Source organism: Cytobacillus kochii, from assembly GCF_044790165.1.
Lineage (GTDB): Bacteria > Bacillota > Bacilli > Bacillales > Cytobacillaceae > Cytobacillus > Cytobacillus kochii.
In genome coordinates this window covers 3,669,831-3,689,071 of record NZ_CP085254.1, presented here as the reverse complement: position 1 = coordinate 3,689,071, position 19,241 = coordinate 3,669,831, and the positions used below count along the sequence as shown (strand labels likewise).

Sequence of the window (19,241 nt, the reverse complement as noted above, 5' to 3'; positions counted from 1 at the left end):
GAAATGATCAATTGATTGGGGACTCGTCTATGTTCTTTTATAGTTAAGCATCTCTCCCTTGTCTATATGGATCCTTCCATCGTACTTGCCAACCCCTTGAAAATGATCCATTGATTTAAACATGACTAGTATCTGATCAGAACTAATTCTATCCATCACGCGGTAACCTGTTTCTGAAAATGTGGCAATCCCTTCATCATTCGGTAAACAGTAACCATCAATTGAACAACTACCATCATCAGTCACTAGCAATTGACCAAGTAATCCAACTGTTACCCATTCTTCACGTTTGCTTCTTGGTAAATAAAATTGCTTGGAATCGTTTGCGGGGTTTAATTTTGGTGCTACACGCGTTAACTTTGCGAGGTTCTCATCATTTGGGTCAATGTGTATTTGTTCATATTGAGTGCGTCCCCATTGATCCTTTAGATACTTATGATGCCAATGCAGTTCAGCGGCATCCCCCTTAATGGCGGAAGCAGCACTTGTAATCCCTAAAATATAGCTGTCAGCACTGGTTGCTATTCTCACCTTTTTACCTTGCAATGTGATAAATCTACCTGGTGTAATGCTGTTTCCATCAATCGTTTCAAACATTTCAGCATAGTCAGCGCTAAAGCCTTCCGCATGACTTGCATTTTCTGAAGCTTGTGTGTCAATTCCCTCAGAATGACTAGCTTCGATCTGTATGGATAAATGAGATAAGGCCTAAAGAGAAGTGAAAAGCGATAGTATTAGTGAGAGGGAATAGGGTAAAACTAAGCAAAATATGATGTTGAAAGGAATGAAAGCAATGAGAGAAATTCATTCTAATATCGAAGGAAAGCAATATCACTTGTTTAAACTGGAGCAGTTATTAAAACCAATGGGTTATACAATTGGAGGGAATTGGGATTATGATCATGGTGCGTTTGATTACAAAATTGATACGAACAATGGTTATCATTTCTTACGTATACCCTTCAAGTCTATAGATGGTCAATTAGATACGAGCAATTGTACAGTAGAACTGGGAACACCTTATCTCTTATCACATATTTACGAGAGCAATATTGATGAAAATAATGCAAATATCGGTAATTTCTCTGCCTCATTTAATCAATTTCAGGCACCAGTTGATAAGGATGGAGAAGTTACCGAAAGATATGTAGCTATAGGCCAAGAACTTGTTAAAGAACTAGAGGGGATTTTGCAATATTAATTTTTTATCGTGATAAGCATGTCCTCTGACTGAAGTGAAAACGGGTGAGGGGGATGAACAATCATTTCTTCTCCCCGTTTGATGCCCAGAATCAATATATCTTCATTCATTAAGCTAATACTCACATCACGAAAATTAGCCCCAATATGGTCAGTTAATACGGGCTCAATACCTAGTCTTCTTTGATCAATTTGCCTTAGTAAACTGAGAAATGCTGTAACCATTTCTCTTGAAGAAAGGCTACTAATCATGACAAAGCTTGTTAATAAGTTCGTTTGCACGATTTCATCTGCGCCAGCTCGCTTCGCATTTTTCATCTGTTCAGTTGTTAGGATTTCTACAATACAAGGTAAGGATGGATTCATTCCTTTAACAGCAATTAACGTCAAGATACTGTGCATATCTGCTTGGTGTTCGTCTTTGTTTTGATCAGCGGTTATAATCAATTGTCTAGCGTCCATTACACTTGCCTTCATGAGCACATCATCTCTTTGTGGATTCCCTTTGACGAAATGAAGGTTTTGGTGGGGTAATGGGTTTTCCTCCAATGTTTCATCAATTAATGTGACGGGTACGCTATTAACATAGCTACATATCGTTTTCAAAATTTCTCTCGAACGAGCATTCCAACCGATGACAATAATATGATCATGGTCTTTAAACTGGAAATTTCCTTGAATATAGTCATTTTGCTTAGCGACAGCGGCAGTAGACAATGCAACGAAATAAGAAGCAATAAAACCTGCTCCTGTCAAAACAAGGACAATTCCTGCTAGTCTTCCGACAACAGAGTGAGGCACAAAGTCACCATACCCGACAGTTGAAGCAGTTATGACAGCCCACCAGATACCATCAAACCAAGTAGGAAAGCTATTCGGCTCTAATAAGTGAACAAAACCGCCAAATAGGATAATTGTCATCAGTGCCATGATGAGTATGCGAAAGACCAATGGTAAGCGAGTGAAATAAGAATACAGATAATGTGGCATTTTATAAACTCCCCTAGAAAATAGTATTATTTAGTATAGGTGAAAAACCATTTTCATAAACGATTTTCACCGATAAATGAAAAGGAAGAGAGGAGAATTAGAATGAAAGTATTAGTAATAGGAGCGAACGGGCAAATTGGTAAACAAGTGATGAATAAATTAAGTGAAACAACCGGTGATACACCTGTAGCAATGGTAAGAAAAGAAGAACAATTAACCGATTTTAAAAACCGTGGGATGGAAGCGGTCCATGCATCATTAGCTGGTACGGTTGATGAATTGGCTAAGGCTATGCAAGGGTGTGAGGCTGTTGTCTTCACAGCAGGATCAGGAGGTCATACAGGATATGACCAAACATTGCTCATCGATTTAGACGGCGCAGGTAAAGCAATCGAAGCAGCGGAAAAAGCCGACGTTTCTAGATTTGTGATGGTTAGTGCTATACATGCGAATGACCGAGAAAAATGGTCAGCGATCGAGCCATATATGGCAGCTAAACATTATGCTGATAAAATGTTGATGAATAGCTCATTAGACTACACCATCGTACGTCCAGGCGGCTTATTAAATGAACCAGGAATAGGAAAAGTGAAGGCGTCTGCTTCTCTTGAACGAAATACAATTCCACGTGAAGATGTGGCTGCAACAATCGTTGAGGTCCTTCATAATGATCAGACCATTCATAAATCATTCGACCTTGTTACAGGGGAGGAAATGATAGGTGAGGCGCTAAAAGGGTTTTAGAAAAAAATACCGAGACATGGAAATAATAAATAGAAAGAAACTAGAGCAAGTTCTAATAGAGGATTTGCTCTAGTTTCATTTGGGAAACAACAAGTTTCTAACAAATTGTATGTAATTTTCCGTTGCATGGATTTTTCTTCTTCATATAGGATTTCCCCGAAGTACTCAGCTGCCTAAAATGACATTTCCAATAGATATTACTTTCAGCATATATCATGCATTTCCTTTGAAGGAAGGGGCGGAAAACTTCTATTAAATAAAACCCTACTGTTGGTGCTGTTCAAATATTTATTTTTCATAGATAATATTCTTTTAAGTACTTTATGAAGGAGAGGAAACAATGGGCATACGTTCATTTATCCCATTATTAGTTTTATTGAGCTTGTTAGTTAGTTGTACGCCAGGAGGGGAATCCCCACTTACAGAGGGAAACCAAACAACAAATGATTATCAGGTTGATAGTAACTATTATAAAGAGGCAAAAGGGAAAACGGCAGATGAATTAAAAGCAGCACTTCATGAGATTATAGATGATCATAATGAACTGACTTATCGTGAGGTATGGGAAGCGTTAATGGTGACAGATGAAGATCCACAAAATAGTGACAATGTAATTTTATTCTATAGTGGAAGATCGCAAGACAAGGACTTAAAAGGTCCAGATGCAGATGACTGGAACCGTGAACATATTTGGGCAAAATCCCATGGTGGATTTGATACTGAGCCAGGTGTAGGAACAGACCTGCATCATTTAAGGCCGACGGATGTAAGTGTAAATGCTTCTAGAGGAAACTTAGATTTTGATTATGGTGGAAAAGAACATCAGGAAGCAAAGGGTAATTATTATGATTATGATTCTTTTGAACCTCGTGATGAAGTGAAGGGTGATATTGCCAGAATGCTTTTTTATATGGCGGTACGTTATGAGGGAGGTGCTGGCGAGTTAGATTTAGAATTGAACGATAGAGTCAATAATGGACGCACGCCTTTGCATGGAAAATTATCCGTTTTGTTAGAGTGGCATAAAGAGGACCCTGTAGATGAGAATGAACAACGTAGAAATCAATTAATCTATGAAGAATTTCAAAATAACCGCAATCCTTTCATTGATCATCCTGAATGGGCATTTGCTATTTGGGGTGATGAAAACAAAGTGGAATAGTGTAAGTCTGGTATAACTGTAGATATTTTACAGTTCTATCAGACTTTTTTTACTTTACGAGATGAGAGGAAGGCTTATTTTAGCCTTAAACAAAAATGAACTTCAATTGAAAAAAATAAGTCATTTGTATCAAAAACAATATTGACAGTTGATTTGTATGATGTTAGTTTAAAAGTACTTATATGTTCTTTATAAAGAACTAACAAAGAGGGAGGTAGCGCATGACAGCAATTGCCGGGATATGGAGCTTCAATGAGTGGGAAATTCCCGTTTATTACGGGGATAGGATGTTACAACAGTTTCAAGGGTTCCGTTATGATCAGGTGCAAACAATAAGAGAGCGCCGCCTATTCTTAAGTTGTTCTTTAAATTGGATTACACCGCAATCTAGGGGTGAGGAAATTCCCTATTATAATCGTGAAAAAGGGTTAGCTATTATATGCAATAGTATTATTGATAATCGCGAAGACTTATACCAGTTATTAAATATTCGGAAGTATGAGAGATATATGATTACCGATAGTCAACTGATTTTAAATGCCTATGAAAAATGGGGGGAAGATTGTCCCAAGTTTTTAGTCGGTGACTTTGTATTCATGATTTGGAATGACAAAAAACAAACATGGTTTGGAGCTAGAGATTTCTCAGGGACGAGAACGTTATATTTTACTAAAAATGCTTTGTTCTTCTCATTCGCATCGACTATGGGTGCACTACTGACTTTACCAGAAGTAGAAGATACATATAATGAGAACTGGATCGCTGAATATCTTGCTAATCCATTAACGATAGAATCAGTAGATTTAACCTCAACGGTCTATCAATCTATCTATCAAATACCACCTTCACACTCAATCACGATAACGAAACATCATACACAGATTAAACAATACTGTCACCTACTAGAAGAAAGAGAACCGCTTAAACTAAAGAATGATGAACAATATATTGAAGCATTTCAAGAATTATTTCAAAAAGTGGTTAATTCTAAATTAAGAACATTTAAGGGAAAAGGTGCTCATTTAAGTGGAGGGTTGGATTCAGGTACAGTCACTGCATTTGCGGCCAAATCATTACAAGGGGAACCATTACATACTTTCAGTTACATCCCTATCCCCAAGTTTGACGATTGGACACCCAAAAGCAGACAAGCAAACGAAAAACCATGGATTGAAGAGATGCTTAAGCTATACCCTACTCTCGTTCCGCACTTCTTATCTTTCTCTGACCGTAATGCTTATACAGAAATGGATGAGTGGTTGAATGTGATTGAATCACCTTATAAATACTTCGATAATACGTATTGGTTACGAGGGATTTACGAACAAGCATCAGCTTTGGATATAGGTATTCTTCTCAATGGCCAACGAGGCAATTGGACCATTTCTTGGGGTCCAGCACTTGATTATTATGCAAGTCTTCTTAAAAAGTATCGATTATTACATTTTTTTAAAGAGACTAATTCCTATAGTATCGCTTTAGGTGTGAATCGAAAAAAAGTTTGGTCGGCTATTATAAATAAAAAAATAAGAGCATCCCATGTGAATCGGGGGCATCCCTTTCCACAATTTATTCATCCCGCATTTGCAAGGCAAACAAAGGTGTATGAAAAATTAAGAGATAACGGCATTGACCAAGCGGGGAACGGACTAACTAATGCGTATCAAGTAAGGGAAAAACAATTCAATGACCTCTATTATTGGCATACAACAGGGGTATATGGCGCAAAAATGGCTTTGAAATATGGAGTAATTCCTAGAGATCCTACAGATGATTTGCGAGTGGTCCGTTTTTGTTTATCTCTTCCAGAGGATCAATTTGTGAAAAATGGATTCAATCGTGCCTTTATCCGTAGAGCAACGAAAGGATATTTACCGAATCTTAATCGATTAAATGTGAAAAGCAAGGGTGTGCAAGGTGCAGATGGGCTGCTGCGTCTACTACCAAATTGGTCGACTTTTCTAAATGAAATGGAAAAAGCACTAAGCGATCAGCGCATTCAACACTTTATCGATGTGTCAGTCATCCGGAACCATCTAAAGCGTATTCAGCAACCACAAGCAAACCAAGTGTTTGATGATGATTTTCGCATAGCGATGCGGACACTCATTCTTTACCGTTTTCTTATTAAAGGAGGTGAAACAAGTGACAAAAATTTGGCAAACACCCATTTTGCAAGAACTTGAAATAAAAAGAACAATGGGAGGACCAGGATTAAAAATCCCTGATGCTGTCCAACCAGATGAAGATGAAACGATTCATCATTCGTAAGCACATCAAAGGAAACGGTCCTTGTGCGCTTATGGATAAGGGCTTCTTAAAAAAGAGTTGGAGAGATAATAAGTTTAATTGACGTTTCGTGCGCTAAATATGGACGCTATTGCTTTTAAGTATAGCTTAAAAAAACAGGATAAGCAGAGTCCTTTCTTTTACGCTTATAGGCAGTGGCGTCTGGCGCTTTTCTTAGAAAGGAGGAACGTTTTGGAAAAGAAGACACATAAATATCGAGCATTCGGTTTATATGTATTAAGTGATATACCATTTAAAGAACTCGTTGCTAGCGAAGAGTCTGAGCCTTCTAATCCTTTTGAGAAGATCTGTATTAAACAAAGAGACTTATCATCTATATGGGATAATTATGGAGAGAAAAGAAAATTTAAAGTATTAACAGATCAATCCGTTCTATTTACCGTTAATGAAACGGCAACTTTCTATATTGAGGGGGGCAGGATCATTTATTTTGATCCCCATCCTAGTAGTTCAATAGATAAAATCCGTTTGTTTATATTAGGATCGTGTATGGGTGTACTGTTAATGCAAAGGCGGATACTACCCCTTCATGGAAGTGCAGTAATGAAGGATGGCAAAGCCTATTTAATTGTCGGAGATTCAGGGGCAGGAAAGTCGACACTAGCTTCGACGCTTATTCTTAAAGGATGGTCGCTATTAAGTGATGATGTCATACCTATTCAATTAGTAAACGGCATAGCCTATGTAGTACCGAGCTACCCACAACAAAAACTATGGGATGAAAGTATTAAGAAGTTAGGTTTATCGGTTACAAGTTATCATCCTCTTTTTGATAGAGAAAATAAATATGCGATACCTGTACAGAATGTATTTACACATCACTCGGTTCCACTTGCAGGTATTTTCGTCCTACATCAGGTGAATGAAAGACCAAAAGAAATACACCCTTTAAGTGGGTTGCAAAAAATTGAAGTTTTGGATACTCATACATATCGTCCTTTTATGATCGGGCGGTTAGGACTATTAACTTGGCATTTTGACTTATCGGTTAAGATTGCTAGTCAAATTCCTATGTATGCGATCGAACGGTCGAACTTATTTTCAGCATATGAGCTGGCAGATACGATTCATAACTTGTTTGAGGAGGAGCAGAATGATAACAAAGAAGCCATTGTCAATCAATGATATCGTGAAACAAGTAAGTGGAAATATGGTAAGTGATATGAACGGTGAGAAAGTGATGCTGAATATTGAAAACGGAAAGTATTATAATTTAGGTGTCATTGGTGGTGAAATCTGGGGAAAGATGCAAGAAGGCGTGTTAATCTCTTCTCTCATTGTGCAAATGCAAGCAGAATACGAAGTGGAGCAAATCAAGTGTGAAGAAGAGGTGTTTTTCTTTCTTGATCAGCTTTTAAAAGAAGGGCTTATTGAAGTACATCAACATGAATAGAATACTTTTTCATAAACTTAAACATTTTCTTGCTCTTCCCTGGGAGAAAAAACGATTATTAATAGAGGCCCTAATTTACCTAGCTTATGCAAGAATTTATAAGCAGTTACCATTTTCTAAAGTTTCCCATCTATTAGGTAAGCATATGAAAGAGACAGAACAAACGCAGGACCTTCATAGAGAGAATCCTATTCAACAAATTTCTGAAGCAGTACATCATATGAGCCGTTATACGTTTTGGGAGAGTGAATGCTTAGTGAAGGCTGTTGCTTGTATGAAAATGCTTGAAAGAAGAGGAATAGAAAGTACTTTATATTTAGGGACTGCAAGGGATGATTATGGTGAGTTTGTCGCTCATGCATGGTTAAGAAGTGGTACTTTCTTTCTGAGCGGGGCGCATGAAAAAGATAAGTTTACAATTGTTAGTATGTTTGCATGTATACCGAAAAAGGAGAAGGAGAGATGGTAAGAACGTCATTTGATAATCAAAATTTACCTTTAGAAATGCAGCTGATCTTATCATTGATGAAAAATGAAAAGCAATTAGTACTTTCATTATGTAGCAAGGTAGATTGGGATCAGTTCCTGCTAGCAGTAAAGCATCATCGAATATTCCCGCAAATATATCATGCAATCAATGAACAAAAGGTAGCTGGTAAGATGCCAGCATATATATTTACAACAATAAAGAAAGATTATGAGCAGAACATCTATCGTATGCTGCATTTGACTGCGGAAATGCATACACTCTATTTGCAGTTTCAACAAGCATCTCTACCGCTTCTTTTTCTCAAAGGTCCCATCCTAGCTAAAGAGCTTTACGGAGATCTGTCTTTGCGTACTTGTGCTGATATTGATTTGCTTGTGCCGATTGAACGTATTGAACAAGCAGAACAATTAATGCTCCTACAAGGTTATGAAAAAGATGAATATATTGAATCGGTGATGGATGATTGGAAGTGGCGACATCATCACTTTACCTATTTTCATAAGCAACATCGAACGAAGGTAGAAGTTCACTGGCGTCTTCACCCTGCACCAAGCACAGAACCCCATTTTACCGAGTTATGGGAGAGAAGAAGAGAAAGTCAATGGAGTAGTCAAATCAGCTTTCCTTATTTAGGTGAAAAAGATTTATTCTATTTCTTAAGCACTCACGGTGCTAGACACGGTTGGTCAAGGTTAAGATGGCTGTTTGATATTCATCAGATCTTGTTACAGGGAAGTTTTGTGAATGATAAGGAATGGTCACATCATTTAACCCAATACCAATACGATAAAATCGCTGGGCAGGCATTATTATTATCAGTGAAACTATTTAATTCAAATGTAAAATCAACATGCATGGATAAGCGCGCATCAATAAAGTTAGCAAGAGGGGCATCGTTTTATTTTCACCAATTGGTTTCGTTACATGATCATGATGTACCAAAGGAAATTGCTCATTATCATGCGCAATATTTACGCAGTTTATTTACTTTGAAGCAGAAATTCATTCATTATTTGCAATGGTTCTATCCTTTGTCCGAAGATTATCAAGCATTCCCGTTACCGAAAAAATTGTTCCCACTCTATTATGTGATAAAACCTTTTCTATGGCTAAATAGGAAACGGCAAATGCTACAAAATGCAAGAAAGAAAACTTGTTGACTTGTTCTTTATAAAGAACTAAAATGAAATAAACCTAATCTAATTATATTTTTTTACTCTTTTTGTTCTTTATAAAGAAAATACAAAAGGTGGATTACAAATGAACAGATATTTGAATGAACCTGGGGCTAAAGAAATACAATTACCTGAACTATTTAAAGTCATTAAGAAAAGGTTTTGGCTGGTGCTCCTTTTTACGTTGCTTGCTTGTGGGATTGCTTTTATTTATCACTTATTAAATAAACCAACATTACTTTATCAAAGCGATACGAATATTATTATTGGGGCAGAAGTAGGGTATCGAAATACTCTACAGGTCATCATCAGAGACACAGTTGTGTTAGAGGAAGTAATTAAAGAATTGAAATTAGCGGAAACAAGTGATCAATTAGCGAATAAGATTGCTGTTACGAGTGTTGATGATACGCAGGTGGTGAATATAACCGTAGTTGATTCACATCCAGAAAGAGCCGCTTTAATTGCTAATACTACAGCAAAAGTATTTATTGAAAAAATCCCCACAATTATGGATTTTGATGAAGTCAGCATTTTGTCGGAGGCGAGAACAAACCCGAGCCCTATTAATGAAAGTAATGGGCTGAATATCATTGTGATTGCAGGGGTGTTAGGTTTAGTTGCAGGAATAGGCTTTATTTTTCTATTAGACTCATTAAATGATTCTGTAAAGTCAGAAAGCCAGCTTGAGAGATTAATCGATGTGCCGACAATTGGTACTGTCTCAATCATACATACGAAAAATTTAAAACAAAAGAAACAAAAACAAACAGTGAAAGAAAGGAGAAAGACTAATGGTCAATATGCGGAAATGGAAAATCGGTACGAGCAATAAGGAACGAAACTTAGTCACTTATTTGTACCCCCATTCTATCATTTCTGAACAATTCCGCACGATAAGAACAAATATCCAATTTATCAATGGTGAGAAAAAGCATATGGTCTTACTTATTACTTCACCCGATCGTTATGAAGGTAAAACGACAATGATAGGCAATATTGCTGTATCAATTGCGAACCAAAAAGAGAAAGTGCTCTTGATTGATGCTAATTTAAGAAATCCAGCATTACATCAAATGTTTATGGCAGCGCAAGAGCCTGGTTTAACAGATGTACTGAAAGGCGATGCAATACAAGAACAAGTGACCGTTTCTACGCAAATTCCTGGTCTAAAACTATTACCTAGTGGGAAGATTCCATCCAATCCCTCAGAACTACTTGGTTCTAGTGTCATGAAGAAACTCATTGCTAAAGTTAGCCCATTATATGATGTGATACTAATTGATTCTCCTTGTTTATTAGATGTGACTGATACAAAGGTGTTAGCGAATGTTAGTGATGGTGTGATACTCGTCGTAAAACAAGGGCAAACAAAAGCAGAACATGTCTACAATGCTAAAAAAACACTACAATATGCAAAGTCGAACATTATTGGCACCATCTTGAATGGAAGCCATTAATTTTTTTACAAATGTTCGTTATAAAGAATACCTAAGGTGATGTCTCCTTGCCTTTATCTAAGAGAGATACTCGGTCATGCTGTGGGTTGAAAAAAACCTTAGACGCCTTGTCGTCAAGAGTGTGGTGAGAGGTGGGGTTAGATGCCCTGTTTTACTTTTTAAAATTGTAAATGTCTATACATGAGTTGAGACTTGTGCTAGTTCTAATCATTCACTGATGGTAAGGCATTTGAAATCCTGAAGCAAGGGAGGGATGATATTGTGTCATACAGACTAAAGCTGATATTTTCGTTATTGATGGATGCAGTATTACTATTGAGTTCTTTTATATTTACGTATCTATTACTCCCAACTTCTATCTCATACAATCAAGCTATTATATTTTATAGTTTATTACTTCTATTTTATTATATCTTTGCTTATAAACAGCAATTCTATGAGCAATTATGGTCCTATGCTAGTATCCGAGAATTTCTCATTATTCTCAGGCTTGTGGGAACGACAGTCTGTTTAACAATGATTACATACTACATGTTAATAAAAGCGTTTCTTCCTCAATTTACAACCATTTATAGTTTAGTGCTGCTTATTGTATTAACAGGTTCAAGATATGGCGTTAGAGTCTATAGAGAACAAATGCAAGAGCTAGCTATGAATAAGAAAAAAACGTTAATTATTGGTGCTGGTTCAGCAGGAGGGATGCTTGCCAAACAATTGATGCAAGGACATGATCAATTAATTCCAGTCGGGTTTATTGATGATGACTATAGGAAGCAAGGGTTGTATTTAGCAGGCTTAAAGGTTTTAGGAAAGGTTGAACAATTAAGAGAGATTGTTCATGAAATGGGTATAGAGCATTTAATTATTGCTATCCCTTCACTTAAAAAAGAAGAGCTCGAGATCATTTTTAATGAATGTACCAAAACGAATATTAAGACACAAACACTACCCTTTATTGAAGATATTGTCATGGGAGAAGTAAAAGTCAATCATATACGAGATGTAAAGGTGGAAGATTTACTCGGGAGAGAGCCGATTCTCTTAGAGGACAATAGTATTTCGGAGTATATTGCCAATCAAACGGTACTTGTCTCTGGTGCAGGAGGTTCAATTGGTTCAGAGATTTGTCGACAGATTTTAAATTTCTCACCAAAGCGTTTGATTCTTCTCGGTCATGGAGAAAACAGCATTTATTCCATACTATTAGAACTGGTAGATATGAAAAGTGATAGCGAACTGATTCCTGTTATTGCTGATATTCAAGATAAGGAACGCATGATTCAAGTCATGAAAAAATATCAACCGGCAGTTGTTTATCATGCAGCCGCCCACAAGCATGTACCATTAATGGAAGAACATCCAGAGGAAGCAGTAAAAAATAATATAATTGGTACAAGGAATATGGCAGAGGCAGCTCATCAGTCACAAGTCAATGTATTTGTAATGGTGTCAACAGATAAAGCTGTTAATCCAACAAGTGTAATGGGCTCATCGAAGCGTCTTGCGGAAATGCTTGTTCAACAAATGAATAAAGTAAGTGCAACTCGTTTTGTTGCGGTAAGGTTTGGCAATGTATTAGGTAGTAGAGGGAGTGTCATTCCCCTTTTTAAAAAGCAAATCGAAAAAGGGGGACCAATTACTGTCACGCACCCTGATATGGTGAGATATTTTATGACCATTCCTGAGGCGTCAAGGCTTGTGCTACAGGCAGGTGCACTAGCATTAGGTGGTGAGATATTTATTTTAGATATGGGTAAACCGGTAAGAATATATGATTTAGCAAAAAATTTAATTAAACTTTCCGGCTATACAACTCAGGAAATAAGTATTAAATTCACCGGTATTCGCCAAGGGGAGAAGTTATTTGAAGAACTATTGAATAAAGAAGAGATGGGCGATCAGCAAATTTACCCACATATTTATATTGGGAAAAGCGCCACTCTTTATATTGAGGAGATTGAAAGTTTAATTGATCTATATCCTGTGATCAGTAAAGAGGAATTAAGAGAACGTTTGTTAACCCTTGCAAACCGAAAAGAAACGCCAGAGAAACAGCAGGAAGTTGCTAATATGTTATCACTATCTTAATGAAGAAGGAGTGAGTAAGTATGAGGCAAGTAAGAAAAGCGATTATTCCAGCTGCCGGTTTAGGAACTAGATTTCTTCCTGCAACAAAAGCAATGCCAAAAGAAATGTTACCACTTGTCGATAAACCGGCAATTCAATACATTGTAGAAGAAGCAGTTGCTGCTGGTATTGAAGATATTATTATTGTTACAGGTAAAGGGAAAAGGGCAATAGAGGATCACTTTGATTATTCTTTTGAACTAGAACAAAATTTAATGAGCAAAGGTAAATTTGAATTACTATCAGAAGTGAAGAAGTCATCTCAACTGGCCAACCTTCATTATATCAGACAAAAAGAACCGCTTGGGTTAGGGCATGCCATATGGTGTGCACGGAAGTTTATTGGCGATGAGCCGTTTGCGGTCTTGTTAGGTGACGATATTATTGAAGGATTTACGCCCTGCATAGCTCAAATGATAGAACAGTATGAAGAGCATAAAGGTACGATTCTTGGGGTGAAAAAAGTGAAAGACGAAGAAGTATCAAGATATGGCATCATTGATGGTGAAATAGTGACGGAAAGACTTCATACGGTTCGTTCTTTAATTGAAAAGCCAGACCTTAATCAGGCGCCATCTAATTTAGCAATCATGGGGCGATACATCCTACCACCGAGTATTTTTGATATTCTTTCATATCAAGAGCCAGGGAGGGGGAATGAAATTCAACTAACAGATGCGTTAGCCACTTTAAATCATAGTGAACCGATATTTGCATTCGAATTTCAAGGAGAGCGCTATGATGTTGGTGAGAGACTTGGTTATATTCAAACATCCATTGAATTTGCTTTAAAACGTAAGGATTTACAAGAGGAGCTGTTAGGTTTTCTACAAACGATAACAGAAAGATATCCAATCAAATGACGGCAAAAAAACTGCTATTAGTTGCCACAGTCGACTATCATTTCAAGGCATTTCATCTCCCCTTTATGCGACAACTATACGAACAAGGTTGGGAAATACATATAGCGGCTAAAGGTGACTTAACCTTACCTTTTGTATCCAAACAGCATCGCCTCCCAATTGAAAGGCATCCGTTGAAAAAAGCCAATCTATATGCGTACAAGCAGTTGAAAAGCTTAATGGAGATTCATCAATTCGATATTGTTCATTGTCATACACCCACTGGTGGATTACTTGGGAGATTGGCGACTTTTAGTATGAAGAAGAAGCCATTACTATTTTATACTGCCCATGGATTTCATTTTTGCAAAGGTGCCCCACTACTTAATTGGCTTATCTATTATCCTATTGAAAAAACCTTGGCGCGGAAAACGGATTGTTTGATTACGATTAATCAAGAAGATTATGCCTTAGCCACTAAGGCATTGAAAGCGAAGGAAATAGCTTTTATCCATGGAGTAGGCGTCAATGTGGCACAATATCAGCCAATTGATAAGGAAATAAAGGAAAAACTAAGAGAAAAGCATCTGATTGAAAAAGAGGCTTTTTTATTTTTTTATGCAGCAGAGTTTAATCGAAACAAAAACCAAAGGCTTTTACTACAAGCGTTTAAAAAAATAGCGAAACAACACCCATCTAGCCAATTACTATTAGCAGGAGAAGGACCGCTGTTATCAGATTGTCAAAGACTTGCTACTGAGCTTGGAATTGATCGTCAGGTAGTATTTCTCGGGTTTACTAATGAAGTGAAGGAATGGTTGCAAATGAGTGATGTGGCTGTGGCTTCTAGTTTTAGGGAGGGCCTCCCAGTGAATATTTTGGAAGCAATGGCTTGTGGCCTACCCATTATAGCTACTATGAATCGAGGGCATCATGAATTGATCAGGGACAGGCATAATGGATATCTGATAGCAGCGACTGATGTGCATCGTTTCGCCGAAAAAATGGAGAGTCTTATACTTTCTGAACAAGAGAGAGAGAGGTTCGCTAAAGCAAATAGGCAACTTGTTAGCAAGTATTCAACTGAAGTCGTCATGGAAGAATTAATGATCCTTTATGCTAAATACACGCAGGAGAAGAAAGATGAAAGCAATCATCAGCATTATCGTGCCTATATATAATATGGAAATGTATATTGAAAGATGTCTACATAGTTTACTCACACAAACATTTAAAAGAATTGAAATTATTGCCGTCAATGATGGTTCAACCGATCAAACGGGGGACATTCTTTCAAAATATCAAGAGAAGGATAAAAGGCTGAAGGTCTTCTACCAGGAGAATAAAGGTGTCTCCCAGGCCCGTAATTTTGGACTAAAGCACGCGGAGGGAGAGTATATTGGTTTTGTTGATCCTGATGACTGGGTTCACCAAGAGATGTATGAGGCATTATATGAAGCGCTTCAACGAGAGCAGGCAGATATCGCTATGTGTCGATACACACGAGCGTATCAACACTTCTCTAAGGAAAGATACTTCCATCACTTGAAAGAAAAAACCTATAGAGGTCAAGCCTATAAAGAACAAATTGTCAGGCGATTAGTAGGTCCAATTAAGGAAGAAGTATCTGATCCTAGTATGCTTGATGCTATGGGAACCGTTTGGTCAAAGTTATACCGTACAAATTTATTAACAAAACAACCTATCTTTTTTACAGATTTACATCATATTGGATCAAATGAGGATACCCTTTTCAATATGAAAGTGATGAGCCTAGCTGACTCTTTTGTCTATGTCGATCGGCCTTTATATCATTACTGGAAAGAAAATGAACATTCACAAACGAGTGAATATAAATCGGATTTATTTCAGCTTTGGCAGCAACTTTATGATGAAATGAATCAATGCATAAAGGAATATTCATTCAGTCGTCATGCTCAATCAGCTTTAAATAATCGTATTTGCTTAAATATGATTGGTTTAGGCTTAAATATTCTTGCTTCTAAAAGCCAACTAACGATACGAGAAAAAATCAATGAAATAGATAACATATTAAGTGCACCTATTGTTAGAGAGGCTTTTAAAGCGTTGGAACTCAACTACTTTCCATTCGTTTGGAGGGTATTTTTTGTTTGTGCCCGTTCACGTTCAGCTAGCAGTGTTTACTATATGCTTATGATGATTGATAAATTAAGAAAAAAACGCTGGGGGGGTAGGTCATAATGGAATTAAGAGTGTTGCAAGTGGTAACGATTATGAATCGTGGTGGGTTAGAGACCATGTTAATGAATTATTATCGTCGGCTTAGGCATGTTGGCATTCAATTTGACTTCATTGTCCATCGGCAGGAAGAAGGTCATTATGACGAGGAAATTAAGAGGCTAGGTGGTCGTATATTTCATATGCCATCCATTCGCCCAGGCAATTACCAAAAATACTTTAGACAATTGGACACCTTTTTTGCCGAACACCCATATTATCGAATTGTACATGCTCATTTAAACGAAAATAGTAGTTTTGTTATGCGTGCAGCATATGATGCTGGAGTGCCGTGTCGGATTGCGCATAGCCATTTGAGTGATTTACATATAGATTTTAAATGGCCGTTTCGCAAGTATGCAAGATTATGCATGAAGGAATATCCTAATTATTACTTTGCATGTTCAGAACGTGCTGGGGAATGGTTATTTACATCATCTAAGAACAAGGTAACCGTTTTACCTAACGCAGTAAATGTGAGTCAATATCTTTATCATTTGCCAGAGCGAAAGCGGATAAGAAGAGAATTGGACGTGGATGATTCTTTTGTAATTGGTCATATTGGGCGCTTTAATTATCAGAAGAATCATGATTTCATCATAGATATTTTCCAATCTATATCTGATAAAAGAAAAGACGCTGTTTTAATTTTAGCTGGAGATGGTGACTTAATGCCACAAATAAAGAAAAAAGTTCACAAGCTAGGGCTAGAACAACAAGTGAAATTTTTAGGTGTTAGAGATGATATTCCTTCGCTTTTGCAATCCTTGGACGTCTTTTTATTCCCTTCTCATTTTGAAGGTTTACCTGTAGTTTTAATTGAAGCACAGGCTGCAGGTCTCAGTTGTCTTGTCTCTGATACGATAACGGCAGAAGTGAATCTGACGAATAGGGTAACATTTATGAGCTTATCTAGAAAGGCTTCTGAATGGGCAGATAAACTGTTGCAATTAGATAACCAACATAAGGATACCTCTACGGCGTTAAAAGTAGCTGGTTATGATATCGAGACCACGAGTCAGTGGTTATCTACCTTTTATAACGAATATAACGAGACTAAAAATCATGCAAGCGGGACGAGATAAGATGAAACCAATATTAACAATCTTTACCCCGACCTATAACCGTGCTTACACCCTACATTTAGGCTATGAAAGTTTAAAGAAACAAACATGTCAATCCTTTGTGTGGTTAATCATTGATGATGGTTCGAATGATGGAACAAGGTCATTGGTTCAAGGGTGGATAGAAGAGGGAATCATTTCTATTCGCTACCATTACCAGGAAAATTTAGGTATGCATGGGGCACATAATACAGCTTATGAGTTAATCGAAACAGAATTGAATGTTTGCATTGATTCTGATGATTATATGCCAGTGGATGCGGTACAGAAAATCATTACTTATTGGAAGCAATTTGGAAGTGAGGAGGTAGCTGGTATTGTCGGGCTTGATGCCTATCAAAATGGGGATATCATAGGGACCGAATTACCCGCTGATTTGTCTACTTGTACTCTAGGGGAATTGTATGGTGTTCATAAAGTGAAGGGTGATAAGAAGCTTGTCTATCGAACAGCATTGACAAAAACGACCCCTGCCTATCCTATTTTCTCAGGAGAAAAGTATTGCCCATTAAGCTATAAGTACATTTTTATTGATCAGTTAAAACCGTTATTACTTCTCAATGAAGTATTATGCCATGTCGAATATTTACCAGACGGATCGAGTTTAAATATGCTTAATCAATATTATAAAAACCCGAAAGGCTTTGCGTTCTTTCGTCAAACAGCAATGATTCATGCTCCATCATTGAAAGAAAAGTTAAGAGAATGTATACATTACGTTTCTAGTTGTTTATTAAGTCAAAAGAAACACTTCATTCAAGCGTCACCTTTAAAAGGTATGACACTTGTTGCGCTACCATTTGGATATCTACTTTCATTTTATGTACGCTATGAGCAACGAAAGAGGAATGCCATGGGAAGTGAGCGGTAATCATGACTGTTTTTTGGATGTGTTTATTCGCAAGTTTTAGTGTGGCTTTAATAGCTAGATACTTTTCTAGACCTGTACTTGTAGGGGATTCAGTCCAGACTGTTTATCCTAATAAACTGATGATTACTTTTGTTGCTTTCATTCTTATTGCTGTTTCTGGTGCAAGAACCAATATTGGCGATACCTTTTTTTATATGCATGCATATGAAGTTAATGATTTTAGCTGGGCAACAATAGTAGAGGGAAAGGATATTGGCTTCGGATTATTACAAATGGTTCTGAAGTTTTATACTGATGACCCGCAAGTTTTAATTTTCGTTGTCTCGTTATTGACGAACAGTTTAATAGTATTTGTTCTCGCACACTATGCAAGATTATTTGAATTGAGTATTTATATTTATATAACTGGTGGTTTATTTTTAGTTACGATGAATGGTATTCGCCAATGCTTAGCAGCGGCGATAGTATTTGCGGCAACAAAGTTCCTTATAAATGGGAATTGGCCTGTGTACTTTTTATTTGTTATCCTTGCTTCTTCTTTTCATCAAAGTGCGCTCATTTTATTACCTATTTACTTTTTTGTACGTTATAAGGCTTGGTCGAAAGCGACGTTGATATTACTTCTGATTGCCGTTCTTATTGTTGTCGGCTTTAATGAGTTTTCGACACTCCTTTTTTCAGCGATAGAAGATACCCAATATGGGCAATATGCAGAATTCCAAGAAGGAGGAGCAAATATTTTACGCGTCGCTGTGGAAGCAACCCCTTTATTCATTGCTTATCTTGGGAGAGAGAAGTTAAGGACTATCTTTCCTAAAAGTGATTTTATTGTGAATATGGCACTAGTTGGTTTAGTATTTATGATTATTTCTACACAAAACTGGATTTTTGCGCGATTTTCTATTTATTTTAGTCTTTATCAATTGATTCTTGTTGCTTGGATAGTCAAATTATTTCAACCAAAGGATCAACGCTTTATTTATTATTGTATCCTTGTGCTATATTTTTTCTATTATTTTTATGAAACAGTCATTAGTTTAAATATTCAGTATCAAAGTGATTGGTTAGGATAACGAGAGAAAGAGGGGAGAAAA

20 protein-coding genes are annotated in these 19,241 nt (G+C 37.0%); 18 read left to right on the top strand and 2 right to left on the bottom strand.

All coding sequences use genetic code 11. From position 1 onward, the window contains the following. Nucleotides 1-27: 27 nt before the first annotated feature. Nucleotides 28-597, bottom strand: a complete 570-nt coding sequence (locus LG276_RS18825) for a peptidase G2 autoproteolytic cleavage domain-containing protein (protein ID WP_251163326.1) — start codon at nucleotides 595-597, stop codon at nucleotides 28-30. Nucleotides 598-793: 196 nt separating this feature from the next. On the opposite strand from LG276_RS18825, the gene LG276_RS18820 reads away from it, so the two are divergent. Further along, nucleotides 794-1,201 (top strand): YugN-like family protein, encoded by a 408-nt coding sequence (locus LG276_RS18820; protein WP_251163327.1) that lies wholly within the window; start codon nucleotides 794-796, stop codon nucleotides 1,199-1,201. On the opposite strand, the gene LG276_RS18815 is transcribed toward LG276_RS18820, so the two are convergent. Beyond that, nucleotides 1,198-2,190 carry a TrkA family potassium uptake protein gene (locus LG276_RS18815; protein ID WP_224937970.1) on the bottom strand — a complete coding sequence of 331 codons (993 nt, stop codon included), beginning with the start codon at nucleotides 2,188-2,190 and terminating at the stop codon, nucleotides 1,198-1,200. The two genes, LG276_RS18820 and LG276_RS18815, sit on opposite strands and share 4 nt — an antisense overlap. Before the next feature lie 102 nt (nucleotides 2,191-2,292). Here LG276_RS18815 and LG276_RS18810 point away from each other — a divergent pair, with 102 nt between their 5' ends. From LG276_RS18810 to LG276_RS18730, 17 genes are all read left to right on the top strand, one after another. Next, entirely contained in the window at nucleotides 2,293-2,934 is a 642-nt protein-coding gene (locus LG276_RS18810) for an SDR family oxidoreductase (protein ID WP_251163328.1), read from the top strand. 340 nt (nucleotides 2,935-3,274) lie between these two features. Next, complete coding sequence (locus tag LG276_RS18805; RefSeq protein ID WP_251163329.1) at nucleotides 3,275-4,096, top strand: endonuclease I family protein; 822 nt, start codon at nucleotides 3,275-3,277, stop codon at nucleotides 4,094-4,096. Between the two features lie 221 nt (nucleotides 4,097-4,317). Continuing rightward, nucleotides 4,318-6,282, top strand: coding sequence for an asparagine synthase-related protein (locus LG276_RS18800; protein WP_251163330.1), 1,965 nt, complete (start codon nucleotides 4,318-4,320; stop codon nucleotides 6,280-6,282). Next, nucleotides 6,242-6,367 carry a paeninodin family lasso peptide gene (locus LG276_RS18795; RefSeq protein ID WP_224937966.1) on the top strand — a complete coding sequence of 42 codons (126 nt, stop codon included), beginning with the start codon at nucleotides 6,242-6,244 and terminating at the stop codon, nucleotides 6,365-6,367. Before LG276_RS18800 ends, LG276_RS18795 begins: the two co-directional genes overlap by 41 nt. Nucleotides 6,368-6,577: 210 nt before the next feature. Then, a complete protein-coding gene (locus tag LG276_RS18790; RefSeq protein ID WP_251163331.1) occupies nucleotides 6,578-7,531 on the top strand; it encodes an aldolase in 954 nt (317 codons plus the stop codon). After that, entirely contained in the window at nucleotides 7,500-7,799 is a 300-nt protein-coding gene (locus tag LG276_RS18785) for a lasso peptide biosynthesis PqqD family chaperone (protein WP_224937964.1), read from the top strand. The genes LG276_RS18790 and LG276_RS18785 overlap by 32 nt, the downstream gene beginning before the upstream one ends. After that, nucleotides 7,792-8,268, top strand: coding sequence for a lasso peptide biosynthesis B2 protein (locus LG276_RS18780; protein WP_224937963.1), 477 nt, complete (start codon nucleotides 7,792-7,794; stop codon nucleotides 8,266-8,268). The genes LG276_RS18785 and LG276_RS18780 overlap by 8 nt, the downstream gene beginning before the upstream one ends. Next, nucleotides 8,262-9,449, top strand: a complete 1,188-nt coding sequence (locus LG276_RS18775; protein ID WP_251163332.1) for a nucleotidyltransferase family protein — start codon at nucleotides 8,262-8,264, stop codon at nucleotides 9,447-9,449. The genes LG276_RS18780 and LG276_RS18775 overlap by 7 nt, the downstream gene beginning before the upstream one ends. A gap of 100 nt (nucleotides 9,450-9,549) precedes the next feature. Then, entirely contained in the window at nucleotides 9,550-10,299 is a 750-nt protein-coding gene (locus LG276_RS18770) for a YveK family protein (RefSeq protein ID WP_251163333.1), read from the top strand. After that, nucleotides 10,259-10,924, top strand: coding sequence for a CpsD/CapB family tyrosine-protein kinase (locus LG276_RS18765; RefSeq protein ID WP_224937960.1), 666 nt, complete (start codon nucleotides 10,259-10,261; stop codon nucleotides 10,922-10,924). Before LG276_RS18770 ends, LG276_RS18765 begins: the two co-directional genes overlap by 41 nt. 261 nt (nucleotides 10,925-11,185) lie before the next feature. Next, on the top strand, nucleotides 11,186-13,012 hold the full coding sequence (locus LG276_RS18760; protein WP_251163334.1) for a nucleoside-diphosphate sugar epimerase/dehydratase: 1,827 nt from the start codon (nucleotides 11,186-11,188) through the stop codon (nucleotides 13,010-13,012). A gap of 20 nt (nucleotides 13,013-13,032) precedes the next feature. After that, nucleotides 13,033-13,914, top strand: a complete 882-nt coding sequence (gene galU / locus LG276_RS18755) for a UTP--glucose-1-phosphate uridylyltransferase GalU (RefSeq protein ID WP_251163335.1) — start codon at nucleotides 13,033-13,035, stop codon at nucleotides 13,912-13,914. Then, nucleotides 13,911-15,074, top strand: coding sequence for a glycosyltransferase family 4 protein (locus LG276_RS18750; RefSeq protein WP_224937957.1), 1,164 nt, complete (start codon nucleotides 13,911-13,913; stop codon nucleotides 15,072-15,074). The genes galU and LG276_RS18750 overlap by 4 nt, the downstream gene beginning before the upstream one ends. Further along, a complete protein-coding gene (locus tag LG276_RS18745; RefSeq protein ID WP_224937956.1) occupies nucleotides 15,037-16,116 on the top strand; it encodes a glycosyltransferase family 2 protein in 1,080 nt (359 codons plus the stop codon). The genes LG276_RS18750 and LG276_RS18745 overlap by 38 nt, the downstream gene beginning before the upstream one ends. Further along, complete coding sequence (locus tag LG276_RS18740; RefSeq protein ID WP_251163336.1) at nucleotides 16,116-17,237, top strand: glycosyltransferase family 1 protein; 1,122 nt, start codon at nucleotides 16,116-16,118, stop codon at nucleotides 17,235-17,237. Before LG276_RS18745 ends, LG276_RS18740 begins: the two co-directional genes overlap by 1 nt. A gap of 1 nt (nucleotide 17,238) precedes the next feature. Further along, nucleotides 17,239-18,147: a glycosyltransferase family A protein gene (locus LG276_RS18735; RefSeq protein WP_251163337.1), complete on the top strand. Its 909-nt coding sequence runs from the start codon at nucleotides 17,239-17,241 to the stop codon at nucleotides 18,145-18,147. A 2-nt stretch (nucleotides 18,148-18,149) separates the two neighbouring features. Beyond that, nucleotides 18,150-19,220 carry an EpsG family protein gene (locus LG276_RS18730; RefSeq protein WP_224937953.1) on the top strand — a complete coding sequence of 357 codons (1,071 nt, stop codon included), beginning with the start codon at nucleotides 18,150-18,152 and terminating at the stop codon, nucleotides 19,218-19,220. Nucleotides 19,221-19,241: the final 21 nt, after the last annotated feature.

Excerpts from the sequence above, each read along its gene's own strand:
- LG276_RS18805 (WP_251163329.1), top strand. The coding sequence starts at position 3,275 with ATGGGCATACGTTCATTTATCCCATTATTAGTTTTATTGAGCTTGTTA.
- LG276_RS18740 (WP_251163336.1), top strand. The coding sequence starts at position 16,116 with ATGGAATTAAGAGTGTTGCAAGTGGTAACGATTATGAATCGTGGTGGG.
- LG276_RS18735 (WP_251163337.1), top strand. The coding sequence starts at position 17,239 with ATGAAACCAATATTAACAATCTTTACCCCGACCTATAACCGTGCTTAC.
- LG276_RS18785 (WP_224937964.1), top strand. The coding sequence starts at position 7,500 with ATGATAACAAAGAAGCCATTGTCAATCAATGATATCGTGAAACAAGTA.
- LG276_RS18730 (WP_224937953.1), top strand. The coding sequence starts at position 18,150 with ATGACTGTTTTTTGGATGTGTTTATTCGCAAGTTTTAGTGTGGCTTTA.
- LG276_RS18780 (WP_224937963.1), top strand. The coding sequence starts at position 7,792 with ATGAATAGAATACTTTTTCATAAACTTAAACATTTTCTTGCTCTTCCC.
- LG276_RS18770 (WP_251163333.1), top strand. The coding sequence starts at position 9,550 with ATGAACAGATATTTGAATGAACCTGGGGCTAAAGAAATACAATTACCT.
- LG276_RS18820 (WP_251163327.1), top strand. The coding sequence starts at position 794 with ATGAGAGAAATTCATTCTAATATCGAAGGAAAGCAATATCACTTGTTT.
- LG276_RS18825 (WP_251163326.1), bottom strand. The coding sequence starts at position 597 with ATGTTTGAAACGATTGATGGAAACAGCATTACACCAGGTAGATTTATC.
- LG276_RS18800 (WP_251163330.1), top strand. The coding sequence starts at position 4,318 with ATGACAGCAATTGCCGGGATATGGAGCTTCAATGAGTGGGAAATTCCC.
- LG276_RS18750 (WP_224937957.1), top strand. The coding sequence starts at position 13,911 with ATGACGGCAAAAAAACTGCTATTAGTTGCCACAGTCGACTATCATTTC.
- LG276_RS18815 (WP_224937970.1), bottom strand. The coding sequence starts at position 2,190 with ATGCCACATTATCTGTATTCTTATTTCACTCGCTTACCATTGGTCTTT.
- LG276_RS18775 (WP_251163332.1), top strand. The coding sequence starts at position 8,262 with ATGGTAAGAACGTCATTTGATAATCAAAATTTACCTTTAGAAATGCAG.
- LG276_RS18810 (WP_251163328.1), top strand. The coding sequence starts at position 2,293 with ATGAAAGTATTAGTAATAGGAGCGAACGGGCAAATTGGTAAACAAGTG.
- LG276_RS18765 (WP_224937960.1), top strand. The coding sequence starts at position 10,259 with ATGGTCAATATGCGGAAATGGAAAATCGGTACGAGCAATAAGGAACGA.
- LG276_RS18745 (WP_224937956.1), top strand. The coding sequence starts at position 15,037 with ATGAAAGCAATCATCAGCATTATCGTGCCTATATATAATATGGAAATG.
- galU (WP_251163335.1), top strand. The coding sequence starts at position 13,033 with ATGAGGCAAGTAAGAAAAGCGATTATTCCAGCTGCCGGTTTAGGAACT.